16 protein-coding genes are annotated in these 14922 nt (G+C 57.6%); 9 read left to right on the top strand and 7 right to left on the bottom strand.

What is annotated here, in order from left to right; translation table 11 throughout:
- Positions 1-61: 61 nt before the first annotated feature.
- Positions 62-1324, top strand: a complete 1263-nt coding sequence (locus ACSPHG_RS12980) for an MFS transporter (protein ID WP_435953941.1) — start codon at positions 62-64, stop codon at positions 1322-1324.
- 26 nt (positions 1325-1350) lie between these two features.
- Here ACSPHG_RS12980 and ACSPHG_RS12985 read toward each other — a convergent pair whose 3' ends face one another.
- Positions 1351-2250 (bottom strand): LysR family transcriptional regulator, encoded by a 900-nt coding sequence (locus ACSPHG_RS12985; protein ID WP_435953943.1) that lies wholly within the window; start codon positions 2248-2250, stop codon positions 1351-1353.
- A gap of 28 nt (positions 2251-2278) precedes the next feature.
- On the bottom strand, positions 2279-2629 hold the full coding sequence (locus ACSPHG_RS12990) for an MmcQ/YjbR family DNA-binding protein (protein ID WP_435953944.1): 351 nt from the start codon (positions 2627-2629) through the stop codon (positions 2279-2281).
- A gap of 972 nt (positions 2630-3601) precedes the next feature.
- Here ACSPHG_RS12990 and ansP point away from each other — a divergent pair.
- The 3 genes from ansP to pqqU all read left to right on the top strand — a co-directional run bounded on the left by ansP (position 3602) and on the right by pqqU (position 8058).
- Positions 3602-5101, top strand: a complete 1500-nt coding sequence (ansP, locus tag ACSPHG_RS12995) for an L-asparagine permease (RefSeq protein ID WP_435953945.1) — start codon at positions 3602-3604, stop codon at positions 5099-5101.
- Between the two features lie 59 nt (positions 5102-5160).
- The gene (gene idi, locus ACSPHG_RS13000; RefSeq protein WP_435953946.1) at positions 5161-5706 is read left to right on the top strand and encodes an isopentenyl-diphosphate Delta-isomerase; all 546 of its coding nucleotides are present in this window, start codon (positions 5161-5163) and stop codon (positions 5704-5706) included.
- Between the two features lie 213 nt (positions 5707-5919).
- Complete coding sequence (gene pqqU, locus ACSPHG_RS13005) at positions 5920-8058, top strand: TonB-dependent receptor PqqU (RefSeq protein WP_435956014.1); 2139 nt, start codon at positions 5920-5922, stop codon at positions 8056-8058.
- A gap of 31 nt (positions 8059-8089) precedes the next feature.
- Here pqqU and ACSPHG_RS13010 read toward each other — a convergent pair whose 3' ends face one another.
- A complete protein-coding gene (locus tag ACSPHG_RS13010; RefSeq protein WP_435953948.1) occupies positions 8090-8995 on the bottom strand; it encodes a LysR family transcriptional regulator in 906 nt (301 codons plus the stop codon).
- Positions 8996-9108: 113 nt separating this feature from the next.
- Here ACSPHG_RS13010 and ACSPHG_RS13015 point away from each other — a divergent pair, with 113 nt between their 5' ends.
- On the top strand, positions 9109-9633 hold the full coding sequence (locus ACSPHG_RS13015) for an SRPBCC domain-containing protein (RefSeq protein ID WP_435953950.1): 525 nt from the start codon (positions 9109-9111) through the stop codon (positions 9631-9633).
- A 16-nt stretch (positions 9634-9649) separates the two neighbouring features.
- Here the strand turns inward: ACSPHG_RS13015 and ACSPHG_RS13020 are convergent, their stop codons facing one another.
- The 3 genes from ACSPHG_RS13020 to ACSPHG_RS13030 all read right to left on the bottom strand — a co-directional run bounded on the left by ACSPHG_RS13020 (position 9650) and on the right by ACSPHG_RS13030 (position 10996).
- Positions 9650-10009, bottom strand: coding sequence for a DUF4186 domain-containing protein (locus ACSPHG_RS13020; RefSeq protein ID WP_435953952.1), 360 nt, complete (start codon positions 10007-10009; stop codon positions 9650-9652).
- Between the two features lie 92 nt (positions 10010-10101).
- Positions 10102-10554 (bottom strand): DMT family transporter, encoded by a 453-nt coding sequence (locus ACSPHG_RS13025; protein ID WP_435953953.1) that lies wholly within the window; start codon positions 10552-10554, stop codon positions 10102-10104.
- A gap of 7 nt (positions 10555-10561) precedes the next feature.
- A complete protein-coding gene (locus ACSPHG_RS13030; RefSeq protein WP_435953954.1) occupies positions 10562-10996 on the bottom strand; it encodes a DMT family transporter in 435 nt (144 codons plus the stop codon).
- A 98-nt stretch (positions 10997-11094) separates the two neighbouring features.
- On the opposite strand from ACSPHG_RS13030, the gene ACSPHG_RS13035 reads away from it, so the two are divergent.
- The 4 genes from ACSPHG_RS13035 to yciZ all read left to right on the top strand — a co-directional run bounded on the left by ACSPHG_RS13035 (position 11095) and on the right by yciZ (position 14122).
- Positions 11095-12030 carry a LysR family transcriptional regulator gene (locus ACSPHG_RS13035; protein ID WP_435953955.1) on the top strand — a complete coding sequence of 312 codons (936 nt, stop codon included), beginning with the start codon at positions 11095-11097 and terminating at the stop codon, positions 12028-12030.
- A gap of 120 nt (positions 12031-12150) precedes the next feature.
- Positions 12151-12588 (top strand): translesion error-prone DNA polymerase V autoproteolytic subunit, encoded by a 438-nt coding sequence (umuD, locus tag ACSPHG_RS13040; RefSeq protein ID WP_435953956.1) that lies wholly within the window; start codon positions 12151-12153, stop codon positions 12586-12588.
- Positions 12572-13834, top strand: a complete 1263-nt coding sequence (umuC, locus tag ACSPHG_RS13045) for a translesion error-prone DNA polymerase V subunit UmuC (protein ID WP_435953957.1) — start codon at positions 12572-12574, stop codon at positions 13832-13834. Before umuD ends, umuC begins: the two co-directional genes overlap by 17 nt.
- A 105-nt stretch (positions 13835-13939) precedes the next feature.
- The gene (yciZ, locus tag ACSPHG_RS13050) at positions 13940-14122 is read left to right on the top strand and encodes a protein YciZ/DeoL (protein ID WP_435953958.1); all 183 of its coding nucleotides are present in this window, start codon (positions 13940-13942) and stop codon (positions 14120-14122) included.
- A 105-nt stretch (positions 14123-14227) separates the two neighbouring features.
- On the opposite strand, the gene fsa is transcribed toward yciZ, so the two are convergent.
- Complete coding sequence (fsa, locus tag ACSPHG_RS13055) at positions 14228-14890, bottom strand: fructose-6-phosphate aldolase (protein WP_435953959.1); 663 nt, start codon at positions 14888-14890, stop codon at positions 14228-14230.
- Positions 14891-14922: the final 32 nt, after the last annotated feature.

Genomic DNA, 14922 nt, shown 5'->3' on the forward strand with positions numbered 1-14922 from the left:
CGCGTTTTTGACCGGGCAGGCCTGGCCAGTCTGCCCCGCTCTTACCCTAAGGATAAACCTCATGTACTACCTGAAAAATACGAATTTCTGGATGTTTGGGCTGTTCTTTTTCTTCTACTTTTTCATCATGGGCGCCTACTTCCCGTTTTTCCCGATCTGGCTGCACGACATCAACCACATCAGCAAAAGCGACACCGGCATTATCTTCGCCTGCATTTCGTTTTTCTCGCTGCTGTTCCAGCCGGTCTTCGGGCTGCTGTCGGACAAATTAGGGCTGCGCAAGCACCTGCTGTGGATCATCACCGGTATGCTGGTGATGTTCGCCCCGTTCTTTATCTACGTTTTTGGGCCGCTGCTGCAGGCCAATATTCTGCTGGGGTCGATCGTCGGCGGGATTTACCTGGGCTTTATCTACAACGGTGGCGCACCGGCGATTGAGGCCTATATCGAGAAGGTGAGCCGCCGCAGCTCGTTTGAATTTGGCCGCGCGCGCCTGTTTGGCTGCGTCGGCTGGGCGCTGTGCGCGTCGATTGTCGGCATCATGTTCACCATCAATAACCAGTTTGTCTTCTGGCTTGGCTCGGGCTGCGCGGTGATCCTCGCCGTCCTGCTGTTTATCGCCAAACCGGAAACCCAGCCTTCCGCCGAGGTTGCCGACTCGCTGGGCGCTAACCATTCGCCGTTTAGCTTCCGCCTTGCCCTCGAGCTGCTGAAAAACCCTAAGCTGTGGTTCCTTTCGCTGTATGTCGTGGGCGTGTCCTGCACCTATGACGTGTTCGACCAGCAGTTCGCCAACTTCTTCACCTCGTTCTTCGACTCCAACCAGCAGGGCACGCGGGTGTTCGGCTACGTCACCACCATGGGCGAGCTGCTCAACGCCTGCATTATGTTCTTCGCGCCGCTTATCGTGAACCGCATCGGGGGCAAAAACGCGCTGCTGTTGGCCGGGGCTATCATGTCGGTGAGGATTATCGGCTCGTCCTTCGCCTCCACGCCGCTGGAAGTGATCGTGCTAAAAACGCTGCACATGTTCGAAATCCCGTTCCTGATTGTCGGCTGCTTTAAGTACATCACCAGCCAGTTTGAGGTGCGTTTTTCCGCCACCATCTATCTGGTCTGCTTCTGCTTCTTCAAGCAGCTGGCGATGATGTTTATGTCGGTGTTCGCGGGCTATATGTATGACAGGGTGGGCTTCCACGGCGCGTATCTGGTGCTCGGCCTGGTCGCCCTTTCGTTTACCGTGCTGTCGGTGTTCACCCTGAGCGGGATGGGGCCGCTCGACGCGATACGCTCGTTCGGCAAGCAGAAAGAGAAGCTGGCCTGATTAAGCGCCACGGTGTCGGGTAGCGCTTACGCTTGCCCGGCCTGGATTTTTGTAGACCACGCCTCGCCCATCGCATCTAACAGCTGCGCCAGCAGCGGCTGGGCGATATGGCCGGGCCTGGAGAGCGCCACCAGCGGGTGCGCCAGGCCCGAATCGCCAAACTCCGTTTCGATTCGTTCAACGTTTTCCCAGCTTTCCGCCTCAAAATGCACCGGCAAAAATGCCCAGCCGTCGCCCGCGCAGAGCAGCTTTTCGAGCATCGCCATTTCGTTGACGCGCAGGGTTCGGTCGGCGATTTGCAGGCGCTGGGCAAGCCACGGCGGCATGGACTGGAAGGGTATCAGCTGCGTGCATGACGCAAGCTGCAAAGAACTTACCGGCTTAACGGGGAAAAATCCCTCTTTCGCATACACCGCAAGCGCGATGCTGCCGACGGCGCGCCACTGCAGTTTGTCATTGATCGAGCGGTTCATCGCCTGGTAAATACCGATATCCGCAAGCCCTTCCTCAAGCCACTGCTCCGCCTGCCCGCGCTCACACAGAATCAGGTCCAGCTGGATCTGGCGCCCGCGCAGCAGCCGGGTCAGACGGAAAAGATAGTCGCGCGGGGTAAACGGGTCATAGCACAGCGTAACGTGGGTGCTGAGCTGCTGGGGGATCTGCCGGGCAATCTGAGCGAACGCCTGCGCCTCGTGTAAAAACAGCCGCGCCTGGCGGTAAAGCAGCTGCCCGGCGTCGGTTAGGGTCAGCGGCCGCGTGGATCGATCAAACAGCGGATAGCCAAGATCCAGTTCGAGATAGTCCACCAGCTCGCTGATGGTGGTGCGATCCTTTTTCAGCTTTCGCGCCGCCTGGGTGAGCGTTCCACATTCGCAAACGCAGGCGAAGGCTTCAATCTGCGCGAGGGTGAAATTCAGCAGGTTCATCTTTTCCCCTTTTTCCGTTTGGGCCAGCTCAGCGCGTTAGCCGATAGCTTTCGTCAATCAGGCTGAGGATGTCCTCGGCGGGAACGGTTTCCAGCAGCACCGTGACCCAGTGCTCTTTATTCATGTGGTAGGCGGGCAAAATGCCGGGCTGCATGCGCAGCGAGCCCAGCAGCTCGGGCTGAACTTTAACGTTCATCGCCTCAAGGCTCCCTTCCCCCGGCAGGCCCAGCTTTTCAGGCTCAATACGGTACACCAGCGCAAACCATTTCTTTTTGAACCTGTGCCGCAGCACCGCGTAATCGCTAAGTTTTTGCCACGGGTAGTCCGGTTCAACCTGGTATTTGTCTAATACAGCCTCAAAGAGCGCTTCGCGTTTCATCTGCCGATCTTTCCTGTTATCTGTTGCCGTAAGTGGGGACAACGTTAGCACACTGTCAGCTTTAAATTCGAATGTACGACATCACGAATTTTTAATGGCCCTTTTGCGTGGCGCTTTATTTCCTGCGAATATTCACTTTGTTATTCTTTAAAATTAGCATTCCTTGGGGTTATTAAATAACCTGGAACATATCCAAATTTAATAATGGTTCTTTTGTACAGCATTCAACAGTGCGCAATAAGTATTACACGGAGCTTTAACAGGATTAATTAATAAAAGGAGATTTATGATGATTATTCCGCCGATGGTTGGACGGTCGGGGCGGGCTTATGGCACCGTGCAGGTTTATTAAATGACGCTAAAACCCCTCCAACTCGCGTTGCTTTGGCTCGCTGGTTGCGCGTTATATTGCGTAACTGTCTCAACATTTTATGTCGCCGTTCCGGAACGATGGCTTTATACAAGGATTACGGATTATACGGGACTAATTCAGGGACATCAGTGGGACGAGCTTTATGGCATAATAATGTTTATCTCATCAGCATTCATTAACGGATTACTGATCTGGCTACTTGCCGCTCTATACGTTCGCAGTAAATCTCATCAGGAGTAAATGTACGCGGTTGCCGCTACGGCAGCCGCAAATTGTTGCCTGGCAACTTTTCCCGCGCTTGTATTAGCAGTACGTAGAGTCTTCGCATCAGGTTAATTACTCCCCAAGAACCAGCCTCAATAGACGTTGTTTTCAGTCAATAACGCCAGGCATTGTGCAAAGACGAATCCCCCTAACTTCTGAACGCCCACAGACATAGAATTTTCAGCAAAAACAAATAGACATCCTGAAGACAAACCTGCCAGGATTCATCGCCGATTTTCGTCATGCCCGCGATTTAACAAACTACAGGGCAGGCAATTTTTGGTGTTAAAACGTTCGAGGCAAGCAGGAACAACACAGAAATCACAGGATTATCAATGAAAACAAAGCATAAAACCGAGGCTGAGCACCGCGCGGCCAAAAGGCGCTGGCTCAACTCGCATGATTCCGGCTATCACAAGGCGATGGGGAATCGTCAGGTACAGATGATCGCCATCGGCGGCGCTATCGGCACCGGGCTATTTTTGGGCGCCGGGGCGCGTTTGCAGATGGCAGGCCCGGCGCTCGCGCTGGTCTATCTGGTTTGCGGTATTTTCTCTTTCTTCATCCTGCGCGCACTGGGTGAACTGGTTTTACACCGCCCTTCCAGCGGCAGTTTTGTCTCTTACGCCCGCGAGTTCCTCGGCGAGAAGGCCTCCTACGTCGCGGGCTGGATGTACTTTGTTAACTGGGCGATGACCGGCATTGTCGATATCACCGCTGTGGCCCTCTATATGCACTACTGGGGCGCGTTTGGCGACGTGCCGCAGTGGGTGTTTGCCCTTGGCGCGCTGGCGATTGTCGGCACCATGAACATGATCGGCGTGAAGTGGTTCGCCGAGATGGAGTTTTGGTTCGCGCTGATTAAGGTACTGGCGATCGTCGCGTTTCTGGTGGTCGGCACGGTGTTTCTGGGCAGCGGCAAAATGCTCGACGGCAACACCACCGGCTTCCACCTGATAACCGACAACGGCGGATTCTTCCCGCACGGGCTGCTGCCTGCGCTGGTTCTGGTGCAGGGCGTCGTCTTCGCCTTTGCGTCCATTGAGCTGGTGGGCACGGCGGCGGGCGAATGCAAAGATCCGCAAAACATGGTGCCGAAAGCGATCAACAGCGTTATCTGGCGCATCGGCCTGTTCTACGTCGGTTCCGTGGTGCTGCTGGTTCTGCTCCTGCCGTGGAACGCCTATCAGGCCGGACAAAGCCCGTTCGTCACCTTCTTCTCGAAGCTTGGCGTGCCGTACATCGGCGATATCATGAATATGGTGGTGCTGAGCGCCGCGCTCTCCAGCCTCAACTCCGGGCTGTACTCCACCGGCCGCATCCTGCGCTCCATGTCGATGGGCGGTTCCGCGCCGAAGTTCATGTCGAAAATGAGCAAGCAGCAGGTGCCGTATGCGGGCATTCTGGTGACGCTTGGCATTTACGTGATTGGCGTGGTGCTGAACTACTACGTGCCTTCGCAGGTGTTTGAAATCGTACTTAACGTCGCGTCGCTGGGGATTATCGCCTCGTGGGGCTTTATCGTGGTTTGCCAGATGAAGCTGCGCCAGGCCATCAGGCAGGGCAAGGCGGAAGACGTCAGCTTTAAGCTGCCGGGCGCGCCGTTCACCTCCTGGCTGACGCTGCTGTTCCTGGTCAGCGTGCTGGTGCTGATGGCGTTCGATTACCCGAATGGCACATATACCATAGCCTCGATACCTGTGATTGCTATACTCCTGATTCTTGGCTGGTTCGGGGCGCGTAAACGCGTCAACGAAATCGCAAGCCAGGTTCACGAGCATCACGAAGAAACCCCGTCTGATACCCTCACGCCAGCGGATTCTACGAAGAGCTGATAAATTGCCGCTACCGCCTGATGCCGGGCGGTAGCACCCCAGGTTTAACCGGAATTGATATGACTGCCGTTACCGAATACGTGCTGCTACTTGATGATGATTTAAACGTCTCCGGCACCATGGAAAAATCACTGGTCCATACCGCCGCCACCCCGCTGCATCTCGCTTTCTCCTGTTATCTTTTCAACGAAAAAAACGAACTGCTGCTCACCCGCCGTGCCATCGGCAAAATCGCCTGGCCCGGCGTGTGGACCAACTCGGCCTGCGGCCACCCTCTGCCGGATGAAGCCATGGCGGACGCCGTTTCCCGCCGCTGCGGTTACGAACTGGGCCTTGCTATTGAATCGCCAACGCTTATCGACGGGTCGTTTCAGTATTACGCCACCGACGCCAACGGCATCGTTGAAAACGAGTTCTGCCCGGTGTTCTTCGCCCGCGCGGCTTCCCAGCCGCATCCCAACGCCGATGAGGTGATGGATTACGTCTGGGTGCCCGTTGAGCAGGTTCTTGCCGGTGTGAAGGCGATTCCTGCCGCCTACAGCCCGTGGATGGTTGCCCAGCTCCAGCGCCCCGATATTCTGGCCGCGCTGCATAAATTTCTTTAATCACAAAGCTCCGCTAAGTGCCTCCGGGCCGGTTGTCAGGCCGGCCGATTAGCGCACCGGCTTGCATTATCCCGCCCCGCCATCTTTACTTTGCGTTAACGTAAAGTGCCTTTACAGTTTTCAAACTTTCGCCATAAGTATTAACATATGCCGAAAATGTTCCAGATGGTTCGTCTGGACGCTCGCCCTTCTCACCTGATGAAAATTGCTCTGATGAAAATGAATGCACACGGAAAGTCCACGCTCCCCCTTCTTCTGATCCCGGCGCTGACGCCATGGGCCGCGCCTGTCGTAGCGGCAGAGACCCCGCAGAATAACGAACAAACGATGGTGGTGACCGCTACACCCGGTGGGATATCCGAGTTGGATACGCCCGCCGCCGTCAGCGTGGTGAACGGCGACGATATGCGCCAGGCCGCGCCGCGCGTGAATCTCTCGGAAAGCCTGAGCAGCGTGCCGGGTTTACAGGTGCAAAACCGCCAGAACTACGCGCAGGATTTACAGCTTTCCGTTCGCGGGTTCGGGTCACGTTCCACCTACGGCGTGCGCGGCATTCGCATGTACGTGGACGGTATTCCGGCGACCATGCCGGACGGCCAGGGGCAGACGTCCAACATTGATATCAACAGCGTGGAGAGCATCGAGGTGCTGCGTGGGCCGTTTTCGGCGCTGTACGGCAACTCGTCCGGCGGCGTGGTTAACGTCACCACCACTACCGGCACGCAGCCGCCAACCCTTGAGGCGAGCACTTATTACGGCAGTTTCGGCAGCTGGCGTAACAGCGTGAAGGCAAGCGGCTCAACCGGCGATGGCACGCACGCGGGCGACGTTGACTACTCGGTTTCCGCCTCGCGCTTTACCACCCACGGCTACCGCGAGCACAGCAGCGCGCAGAAAAACCTCGGCAACGCCAAGCTTGGCGTGCGTCTGGACGAGGCCAGCAAGCTGACCTTCCTGTTTAACAGCGTGGACATCGACGCCAACGATCCGGGCGGCCTGACCGAGCAGGAATGGCACGACAACCCTACCCAGTCGCCGCGCGCCAATCAGTACGACACGCGCAAAACCACCAAGCAAACCCAGGCGGGCCTGCACTACGAGCGCCAGCTTACGGCGAACGACGACCTGAGCGTGATGGTTTACGCCGGCGAGCGCGAAACCACGCAGTACCAGTCCATTCCCGTTGCCCCGCAGCTTAACCCGACGCACCCCGGCGGCGTGATCCAGCTTTCGCGCCACTATCAGGGTATCGACTCGCGCTGGACGCACCGCGGCAACCTGCTTTCCGTGCCGGTGAGCTTCACGACGGGGCTTGATTACGAAACCATGTCCGAGAAGCGCAAGGGCTACGAGAACTTCGTGGTGGAAAACGGCACCACGGTGCTGGGCGAGAAAGGCGATCTGCGCCGCAACGAGCGCAACCTGATGTGGAACGTGGATCCGTATCTGCAAACCGCGTGGCAGTTTACCGATAAACTCAGCCTGGACGCAGGCGTGCGCTTTAGCTCGGTGTACTTCGACTCCAACGATTACTACATCGTCGGCAAAAATGGCGACGACAGCGGCGACGCGAGCTACCACAAGTGGCTGCCTGCCGCCTCGCTGAAATACGCGATCACCGATGCCTGGAACGTATACACCTCCGCAGGACGCGGGTTTGAAACGCCGACCATCAACGAACTTTCCTATCGCGACAACGGCCAGTCCGGGCTGAACTTCGGCCTGAAACCGTCCACCAGCGACACGATTGAAGTGGGCAGCAAAACCCGCGTCGGCAACGGCCTGTTTACCGCAGCGGTATTCCAGACCGATACCGACGATGAGATCGTGACCGACCAAAGCAGCGGCGGCCGCACCACCTACAAAAACGCCGGTGAAACCCGCCGTCGCGGCGCGGAGCTGTCGCTCGATCAGCAGTTCGCCTACGACTGGCGCGTGAAAATGGCGTGGACTTATCTGGACGCCACCTACCGCACCAACGTCTGCGGCGAAGACAGCTGCAAAGGCAACCGCATGCCGGGCATCGCCCGTAATATGGGCTACGCCGCGCTGGAATACGCGCCGGAAGAAGGCTTCTACGCCGGGGCCGACGTGCGCTATATGAGCGATATTCAGGCCGACGACGAGAACGATGCCAAAGCACCAACCTACACCGTGGCCTCGCTGAACAGCGGCTACAAGTTCCGCATTCAGCAAAGCTGGCTGCTGGACGTCTGGGGACGCGTGGACAACCTGTTCGACCGCGATTATGTCGGATCGGTCATCGTTAACGAAGGCAACGGGCGCTACTTCGAACCCGCGCCCGGCCGCAACTACGGCGTGGGCGTCAATCTGAGCTATACGTTCCAGTAGTGATACCGAGCGGAACCCCAGGGTTCCGCTTTTACTTTATCTCCCCGCAGCTCTCGAATAACACCTCCCTGACCCACCGATGCGCCGCATCCTGATGGGTGCGTTCGTGCCATGCGGCAACTTTGGTGAAGCCGGGTATCGCCAGCGGCGGCGTCAGGGTGACGATATCCTGGCCGGGGGTTATAAGCCTTGCCGGCACGACCGCAATCAAAGCGGTGGTGCGCAAGACCTCTTTGAGAAACAAAAAGCTTTGTACCGATAAACTCACCCGCCGCCGATAGCCGAGCTTTTGTAGCGCGATATCGGTCACGCCGTTAAATTCACTGCCGCTCCACGACACCAGCGCATGATCCCACGCGCAGAACTCATCAAGCGTAATGGCGGGCTGACCGGCAAGCGGATGATGCCCGCCCATGGCGCACACGTACTTTTCTTCATACAGCGTGCGGGCGTGCAGATCCGGGGCCACCGCGTACGTCGTCATAATCGCGATATCCATTTCACCCTTTTCAAGCTGCTGCTGCGCGTTGCTGTCTTCCGGCGGGCGAACGGCCACGCGCATGCCGGGAGCAATCCTGCGCAGCTCACCGATAAACGGCAGGACGATGGCCTGTAGCGCGTAGTCCGTCGCGGTAAGCGAAACGGTGAGGTCTGACGTTGCCGGGTCGAATTCCGCGGGCCGTAAAATCTGCTCAACGTCGTCGAGGATGCGCTTCACCGGCCCTGCGAGCTGCAGGGCGCGGTCCGTGGGGACGATGCCGCGCTGGGTGCGGATAAACAGCGGATCGTTAAAACTGTCGCGCAATCGCGTCAGCATGCCGCTTACCGCAGGCTGCGTGACCGAAAGGCGCGTCGCGGCCCGCGTTACGCTGCGTTCTTCAAGCAGCGCGTCCAGCGTTTTTAGTAAATTGAGATCCAAATTTCGCAGCTCGCGCATCGCTCCTCCTGGTTATAATCTTAAATTATATCTGAGATTAGTTTTCACGATTAGTTTTATATCTTACGACGCCCTATTCTCACCCCACATTAACGACAAGCGAGACATTTACCATGCATGCAATCCACTGGCCGGAAGGCTTTATCCCAGGTTTTAGCGACAATTTCGCCTCCAATGAAGTTATTATTGCCGGACTTAGCGCCGCAGATGTCTGGGGCTGGCTGACCGATACCCACGCCTGGCCGGACTATTACAGCAACGTTTCCGAGGTTCGTTTTTATGACGGCACAGGCCCGGTACTGAGCGCGGGCGCGCGGTTTCGTTTTACGACGTTCAGCTTCCCCATCGAAGCTGAAGTGGTGGAGTTCGTCGCGCCGGCAGAAGGGCTGCCGGGCCGGCTGGCGTGGCACGGCTGGGCTGAAGGGGATGCCCAAACCGCGCTGGACGTGCATCACGCCTGGCTGATTGAAGATTTGCCGCAGGGGCGCGTGCGCATATTGACTCAGGAAACGCAGAACGGTAAGCCTGCCCGCGATCTCGCTTCGGCGCTGCCGAATCCGATGATTAACGCGCACCAGGAGTGGATAAGCGGGTTGGCGAACAAAGCGCTGGCGCACAAGCAGGTCGGGCAGGCTTAACGCCACGCGACAAAATTTACCCCGTCATCTGCGCCGTCAACCACCTGTAAATCACCGCTACCACATAGCGTTGCTGCTCGGCTGAAAGCTCGGCTCCGGCGGGAATACTGTGCCATTTTGCAAGGCAGCCACGGCAGCAGGTGCCGGTGGCGTGCTGGGCGATAAACACGGGGTGGCCGCGCATCGGCGTTTGTTTGCCGTCGTTTTTCGGCTGCGCGGGCGCAAGCCGCTGGGCGATAAAATCTTCCGCATGGCGGGTGACGGTTTCCGGGCCTTTATCGATGCAGTACTGGCGCTCTTTTGGGCCAAGGCGAAAACGCTGGCGAAACGTGGAGCGCGACAGGCGCTGGAAGACGGGGTCAAGATTGTTGTTCATAGCGTGAGTTCGGGCAGGCCGGGTACAAAGACCTCTAGTGTTCCCCCAATGCTGCCGCGTAGCAAGCGGATATTCATCGGGGGAGTGCGGCATCAGGCCGCTTTCGGCTTGCTGCTTGAGTAGATGAAAAACAGCGCGATGCCCAGGCAGATTACCGCGCCGAGGCGGGTGGCGGAAAAGTGGATGGCCTCGTTACCCAGCCAGCCAAAGTGGTCAATCAGCATGCTCATCGCCAGTTGGCCGAAGATAACGGCGACGGTCGCAACCGCAGTGCCAATACGCTGCACCGCCAGCACCATAATAACGATGTAGGGCACGCCGCAAAACGCGCCGAGCAGCTGCCATTTCGGCACGTCCAGCAGCGTGACCGCGTGCTTCGGCTCGAAAAAGAAGATCAGCAGCGCGGTAATTAACGCGCCTACCGAGAAGGTCAGAAACGCGCTTTTAAATACGCCCACTTTGCTGCCAAGCTGGCCGTTAATTGCCGCCTGGATGCTCAGAAACGCGCCGCCCATTACCGCCAGTATAATCAAGAAAATAGCCATTTTTACCTCAGCCTTTTGCCACAAGAACCAGCGCAATCACGATAAAAATCAGCGCGATAATGCGCCTGACGTCTATTTTTCGATGCGCGGTACCAAACAGCCCGTAGTGGTCAATCACCAGGCTTTTGAAAACCTGCCCTGCCAGAATGCCTATCATGGTCATCGCGATGCCGATGCCGGGAACGGCAACCGTCAGAATGATGACGTAAAGCGGGCCAAGCACGCCGCCGAGCAGCTGCCAGGAAGGCTGCGCAAAAAACGACGGGCTGTTGCGCGGGCTGAAAAACAGCATCAGCAGAAACGTGAGCGCCGCCCCTACGCCAAAGATGCTGAACGTCGCCCATAAATCCCCTACCTCGCCGCCCAGCGGGCCGAGCAGCCCCGCCTCAACGGACAGCCCCATCCCGCCTGCCACGACGAGCAATATCAATAAAAGCCGCATAAAAACGTTCTCCGGTAAGCCAGGCGGAGGATGATAGAGCAGCGGGTAATAATGAAAAACGGTATAATTCAGGAAACACCTTTGCAGAATTCGTGATAATGACCGATCCCAATACTATCAATTTCAGGGCGTTGCATTTTTTCATTGGCGTCTTTGACGAGCAGAGTTTTTCCGCCGTGGCGCGCCGTGAAGGGGTTTCCGCCTCAATGGTTTCGCGCGTGATCCTGCAGCTGGAAGATTCGCTCGGCCAGCAGCTGTTTTATCGCAATACGCGCGCGGTGATCCCCACCGAGGCGGGCAGAGTGTTTGCCGACTACGCCCGGACAATCGTCGAACAGTTTGGCGAGGCGCGTAAGGCGCTGCTGGAAAGGGACGTGGAGCCGGTGGGCCTGATAAGAATTAACGCGCCGGTGTTCTTCGGGCAACGGCACATTGCGCCCTGGCTGCCCGAACTTTCGTCCCGTTACCCTCGCCTGCAGATCGAACTGACCCAAACCGACGATTTTATCGACCCGCATCGCAACGCAACGGATATAATTTTCCGCATCGGCGCGCTGACGGATTCCAGCTTCCACGCGCGCATTTTTGGCACCCAGCGTTATCACCTTGCCGCCTCGCCGGAGTACGTGCGCAAACACGGCTCGCCTGCCGCACCCGCAGACTTCGGCAAACATAAGTGCCTGGTTTATCGCGGATCTTCCGGTGCCAACCGCTGGCTGTTTCGGCTGCCGGGTAAGAGCTGGGTGCACTATCCGGTGGCGGCGCTGCTTACCTCTAACAACGCCGAGACGCTGCTTACCGCCGCCCTGGGCGGCATGGGCATGGTGTTGTTCCCGGACTGGCTGATTGGCGACTGCCTGAAGAAAGGCGAGCTGGTCCGGCTGCTGCCGGGCTATGAGGCCGCCATAAAAACCGAGCCGCAGCCTATCGCCGCGATCTACCCGAATACGCGCCACCCGCCGCTGAACGTGCGCACGGTTATCGACTATTTCGTGGAGGTTTACGGCTCGCCGCTTTACTGGGAGTACGGCTAGCCGCGGTAACTAAAATTCCCCACATCTCAATCTCTTCTAAGAATCTTCCTGCAAGCGGCTTGATCATGCCTGCCACTCGGCGATACTGTATATATAAACAGTACCAATGAGAAAACGACAATGATGTTGTACAGAATTGATGCCAGCCCGCACTCGCCCAGCCTTCCGCTGTATCTGGAGCGTATTTCTGCCGGCTTCCCCAGCCCGGCTGCGGATTATATGGACGAGGGAATTAACCTCGTCAAACACCTGATTTCCCATCCCTCGGCGACCTATGTGCTGCGCGTTTCGGGGGAATCCATGCGCGATGCCGGGATCCTCGACGGATCGTTGCTGCTGGTCGACAGCAGCCTGCGGGCCGACCACCACGATATCGTCGTCGCCAGCCTTAACGGCGAGTTCACCGTAAAACGCCTCGAACTGCGCCCCGTTCCGCGCCTGCGGGCCGAAAACCCGGACTACCCCGCCATCCCTCTAACCGACGAGGACGATACGCGCATCGTCGGCGTGGTTACCACCGTCATTAATACCTTTCGCCGCAATGTTTGCTCTCGTTGACGTCAACAGCTTCTACGCCAGCTGCGAGCTGGCCTGGGACCCCACGCTTGAAGGGAAGCCCGTGGTGGTGCTTTCCAATAACGACGGCTGTGTGATCGCCCGTTCCGCCGAGGCAAAGCGTCTGAATATCGTGATGGGCGCGCCGTACTTCAAGCAGCGGGAGATTTTTAAAAAGCATAACGTGGTCACCTTCAGCAGCAACTACGCGCTGTATGGCGATATGAGCCACCGGGTGATGGATACGCTGGAGGAGATTTGCCCGCGCGTGGAGGTTTACAGCATCGACGAGGCTTTTGCCGATGTGACCGGCATTCGCGATCTGGACGCGTTTGGGCGCGAGATCCGCAAAACCGTTTATAAGCGCACGCGGCTGACGGTTGGCGTGGGCATCGCCCCGACAAAAACGTTGGCTAAGCTTGCGAACCATGCAGCAAAGATGTGGACGCAAACCGGGGGCGTGGTCGATTTATCCAGCCCAGAAAGGCAGCGCAAGCTGATGGCGCTGATGCCGGTCAGCGAGGTTTGGGGCGTGGGGCGGCGCATCGGCAAGAAGCTGAATGCGATGGGCATCGAGAAAGTTTTGCAGCTCGCCGAGACCGATTTACGGTTTATTCGCAAACACTTTAGCGTGGTGATGGAGCGCACCGTGCGCGAGCTGCGCGGGGAATCCTGCCTCGCCTTTGAAGAGTTTATTCCGGTGAAGCAGGAGATTATCAGCTCGCGCTCGTTTGGCACCCGCGTGCAGGATTATGAGTCGGTGCGCGAAGCCGTCTGCAACTATGCCGCCCGGGCCGCCGAAAAGCTGCGCGGCCAGCATCAGTACTGCTGCTACGTTTCCGCGTTTATCAAAAGCAGCCCGTTCGATCTGCACGAGCCCTATTACGGCAACAGCCATGGCACCCGCCTTTTAACGCCAACGCAGGATACGCGGGACATTATGGCCGCCGCCACCCGCTGCCTGGATGAAATCTGGAAGCAGGGGCCGCGCTATCAAAAAGCGGGCGTGATGCTGGGGGACTTTTACAGCCAGGGCGTCGCGCAGCTGAATTTATTCGACGACTACGCGCCGCGGGTAAACAGCGATGCTCTGATGCTGCTGGTGGACAAGGTTAATCAGGAAGGCAAAGGCAAGCTGTGGTTCGCAGGCCAGGGGATTCAGCAGGAGTGGCAGATGAAGCGCGCCCTGCTTTCGCCCGCGTGGACGACAAGAATTACGGACGTGCCGGTGGCCCACGCGCGCAGCTAGTTTGTTAAGAAGAAATATTTCTAAGCGGCGCAATAATCTGTTGATGAAATGCGGGGAAATTGCATTATTCTGGCAGGACATTTTTGCACAACAACAGGATGCACCATGCCATCAGTGGACCCGCAGCAGCTTGCTAAACGTATCGATACGGTACTGGATATTCTGGTCGGCGGCGATCGCGACTCGGCGATCAATAACCTTGAGATTTTGAAAGCGGAACTGCTGAAGATTGCGAGCGGCGAGGAGCCGGGCGGCAGCGATTTGAAAAAATCGCCGTGGGAGATTTAATTCCAGCGCGGCAAAACCGGTGGATGGCGCATTCGCTTATCCACCCTACAATCACCAAATCAATCGTAGGTCGGGTAAGCGAAGCGCCACCCGACGTTCAACATCCTACAGCGTCAAAGACCCAAACGCGCCCTGCCAGTCTTTTTCAAAGGTGGCGATAGCCGCGGTGACCGCAGGCGTGGTCAGCAGCTGGTCCGCAACGTCTACCGGCAGCGTAATGGATTCACAGCCCGCCAGCAGGCATGACATCGCCTGATGCGGCGTGCGGAAGCTTGCTGCCAGCACTTTGGCGTGCGGCGCGTGCAGCGTCAGCAGCTGCTGTAAGTCCTGCACCATCTGAATACCGTCGCCGCCCTGCGCGTCCAGGCGATTCACGTATGGCGCTACGTATTCTGCACCCGCCAATGCAGCCAGCAGGCCCTGAGCCGCGCCGTAAACCGCCGTACCAAGCGTAGGAATACCCAGCACTTTCAGCTGTTTCATCGCCGCCAGGCCTTCTACGGTCGTAGGCACTTTGACGACAAGGCCCGGCACGCGGCTGGTCAGCAGCTGCGCTTCTTTCACCATTTCGTCCGCCCCCGATGCAATCACCTGAGCAAACAGTTTGCCTTCGCCGCCCAGCGCGTCCTGCAGCGCGGGCAACACTTCCCACAGCGGCTTGCCCGCTTTGGCGACGATTGATGGGTTGGTGGTAACGCCCTGCAGCGGTAAAACTCGCGCCAGGCGTTTAACGGCGGCGACATCAGCGGTGTCTAAATACAGTTCCATAAAGCTCTCCAGATTCGAGTCAGATCTCATTG

Source organism: Dryocola baronae (genome assembly GCF_051297175.1).
Lineage (GTDB): Bacteria > Pseudomonadota > Gammaproteobacteria > Enterobacterales > Enterobacteriaceae > Dryocola.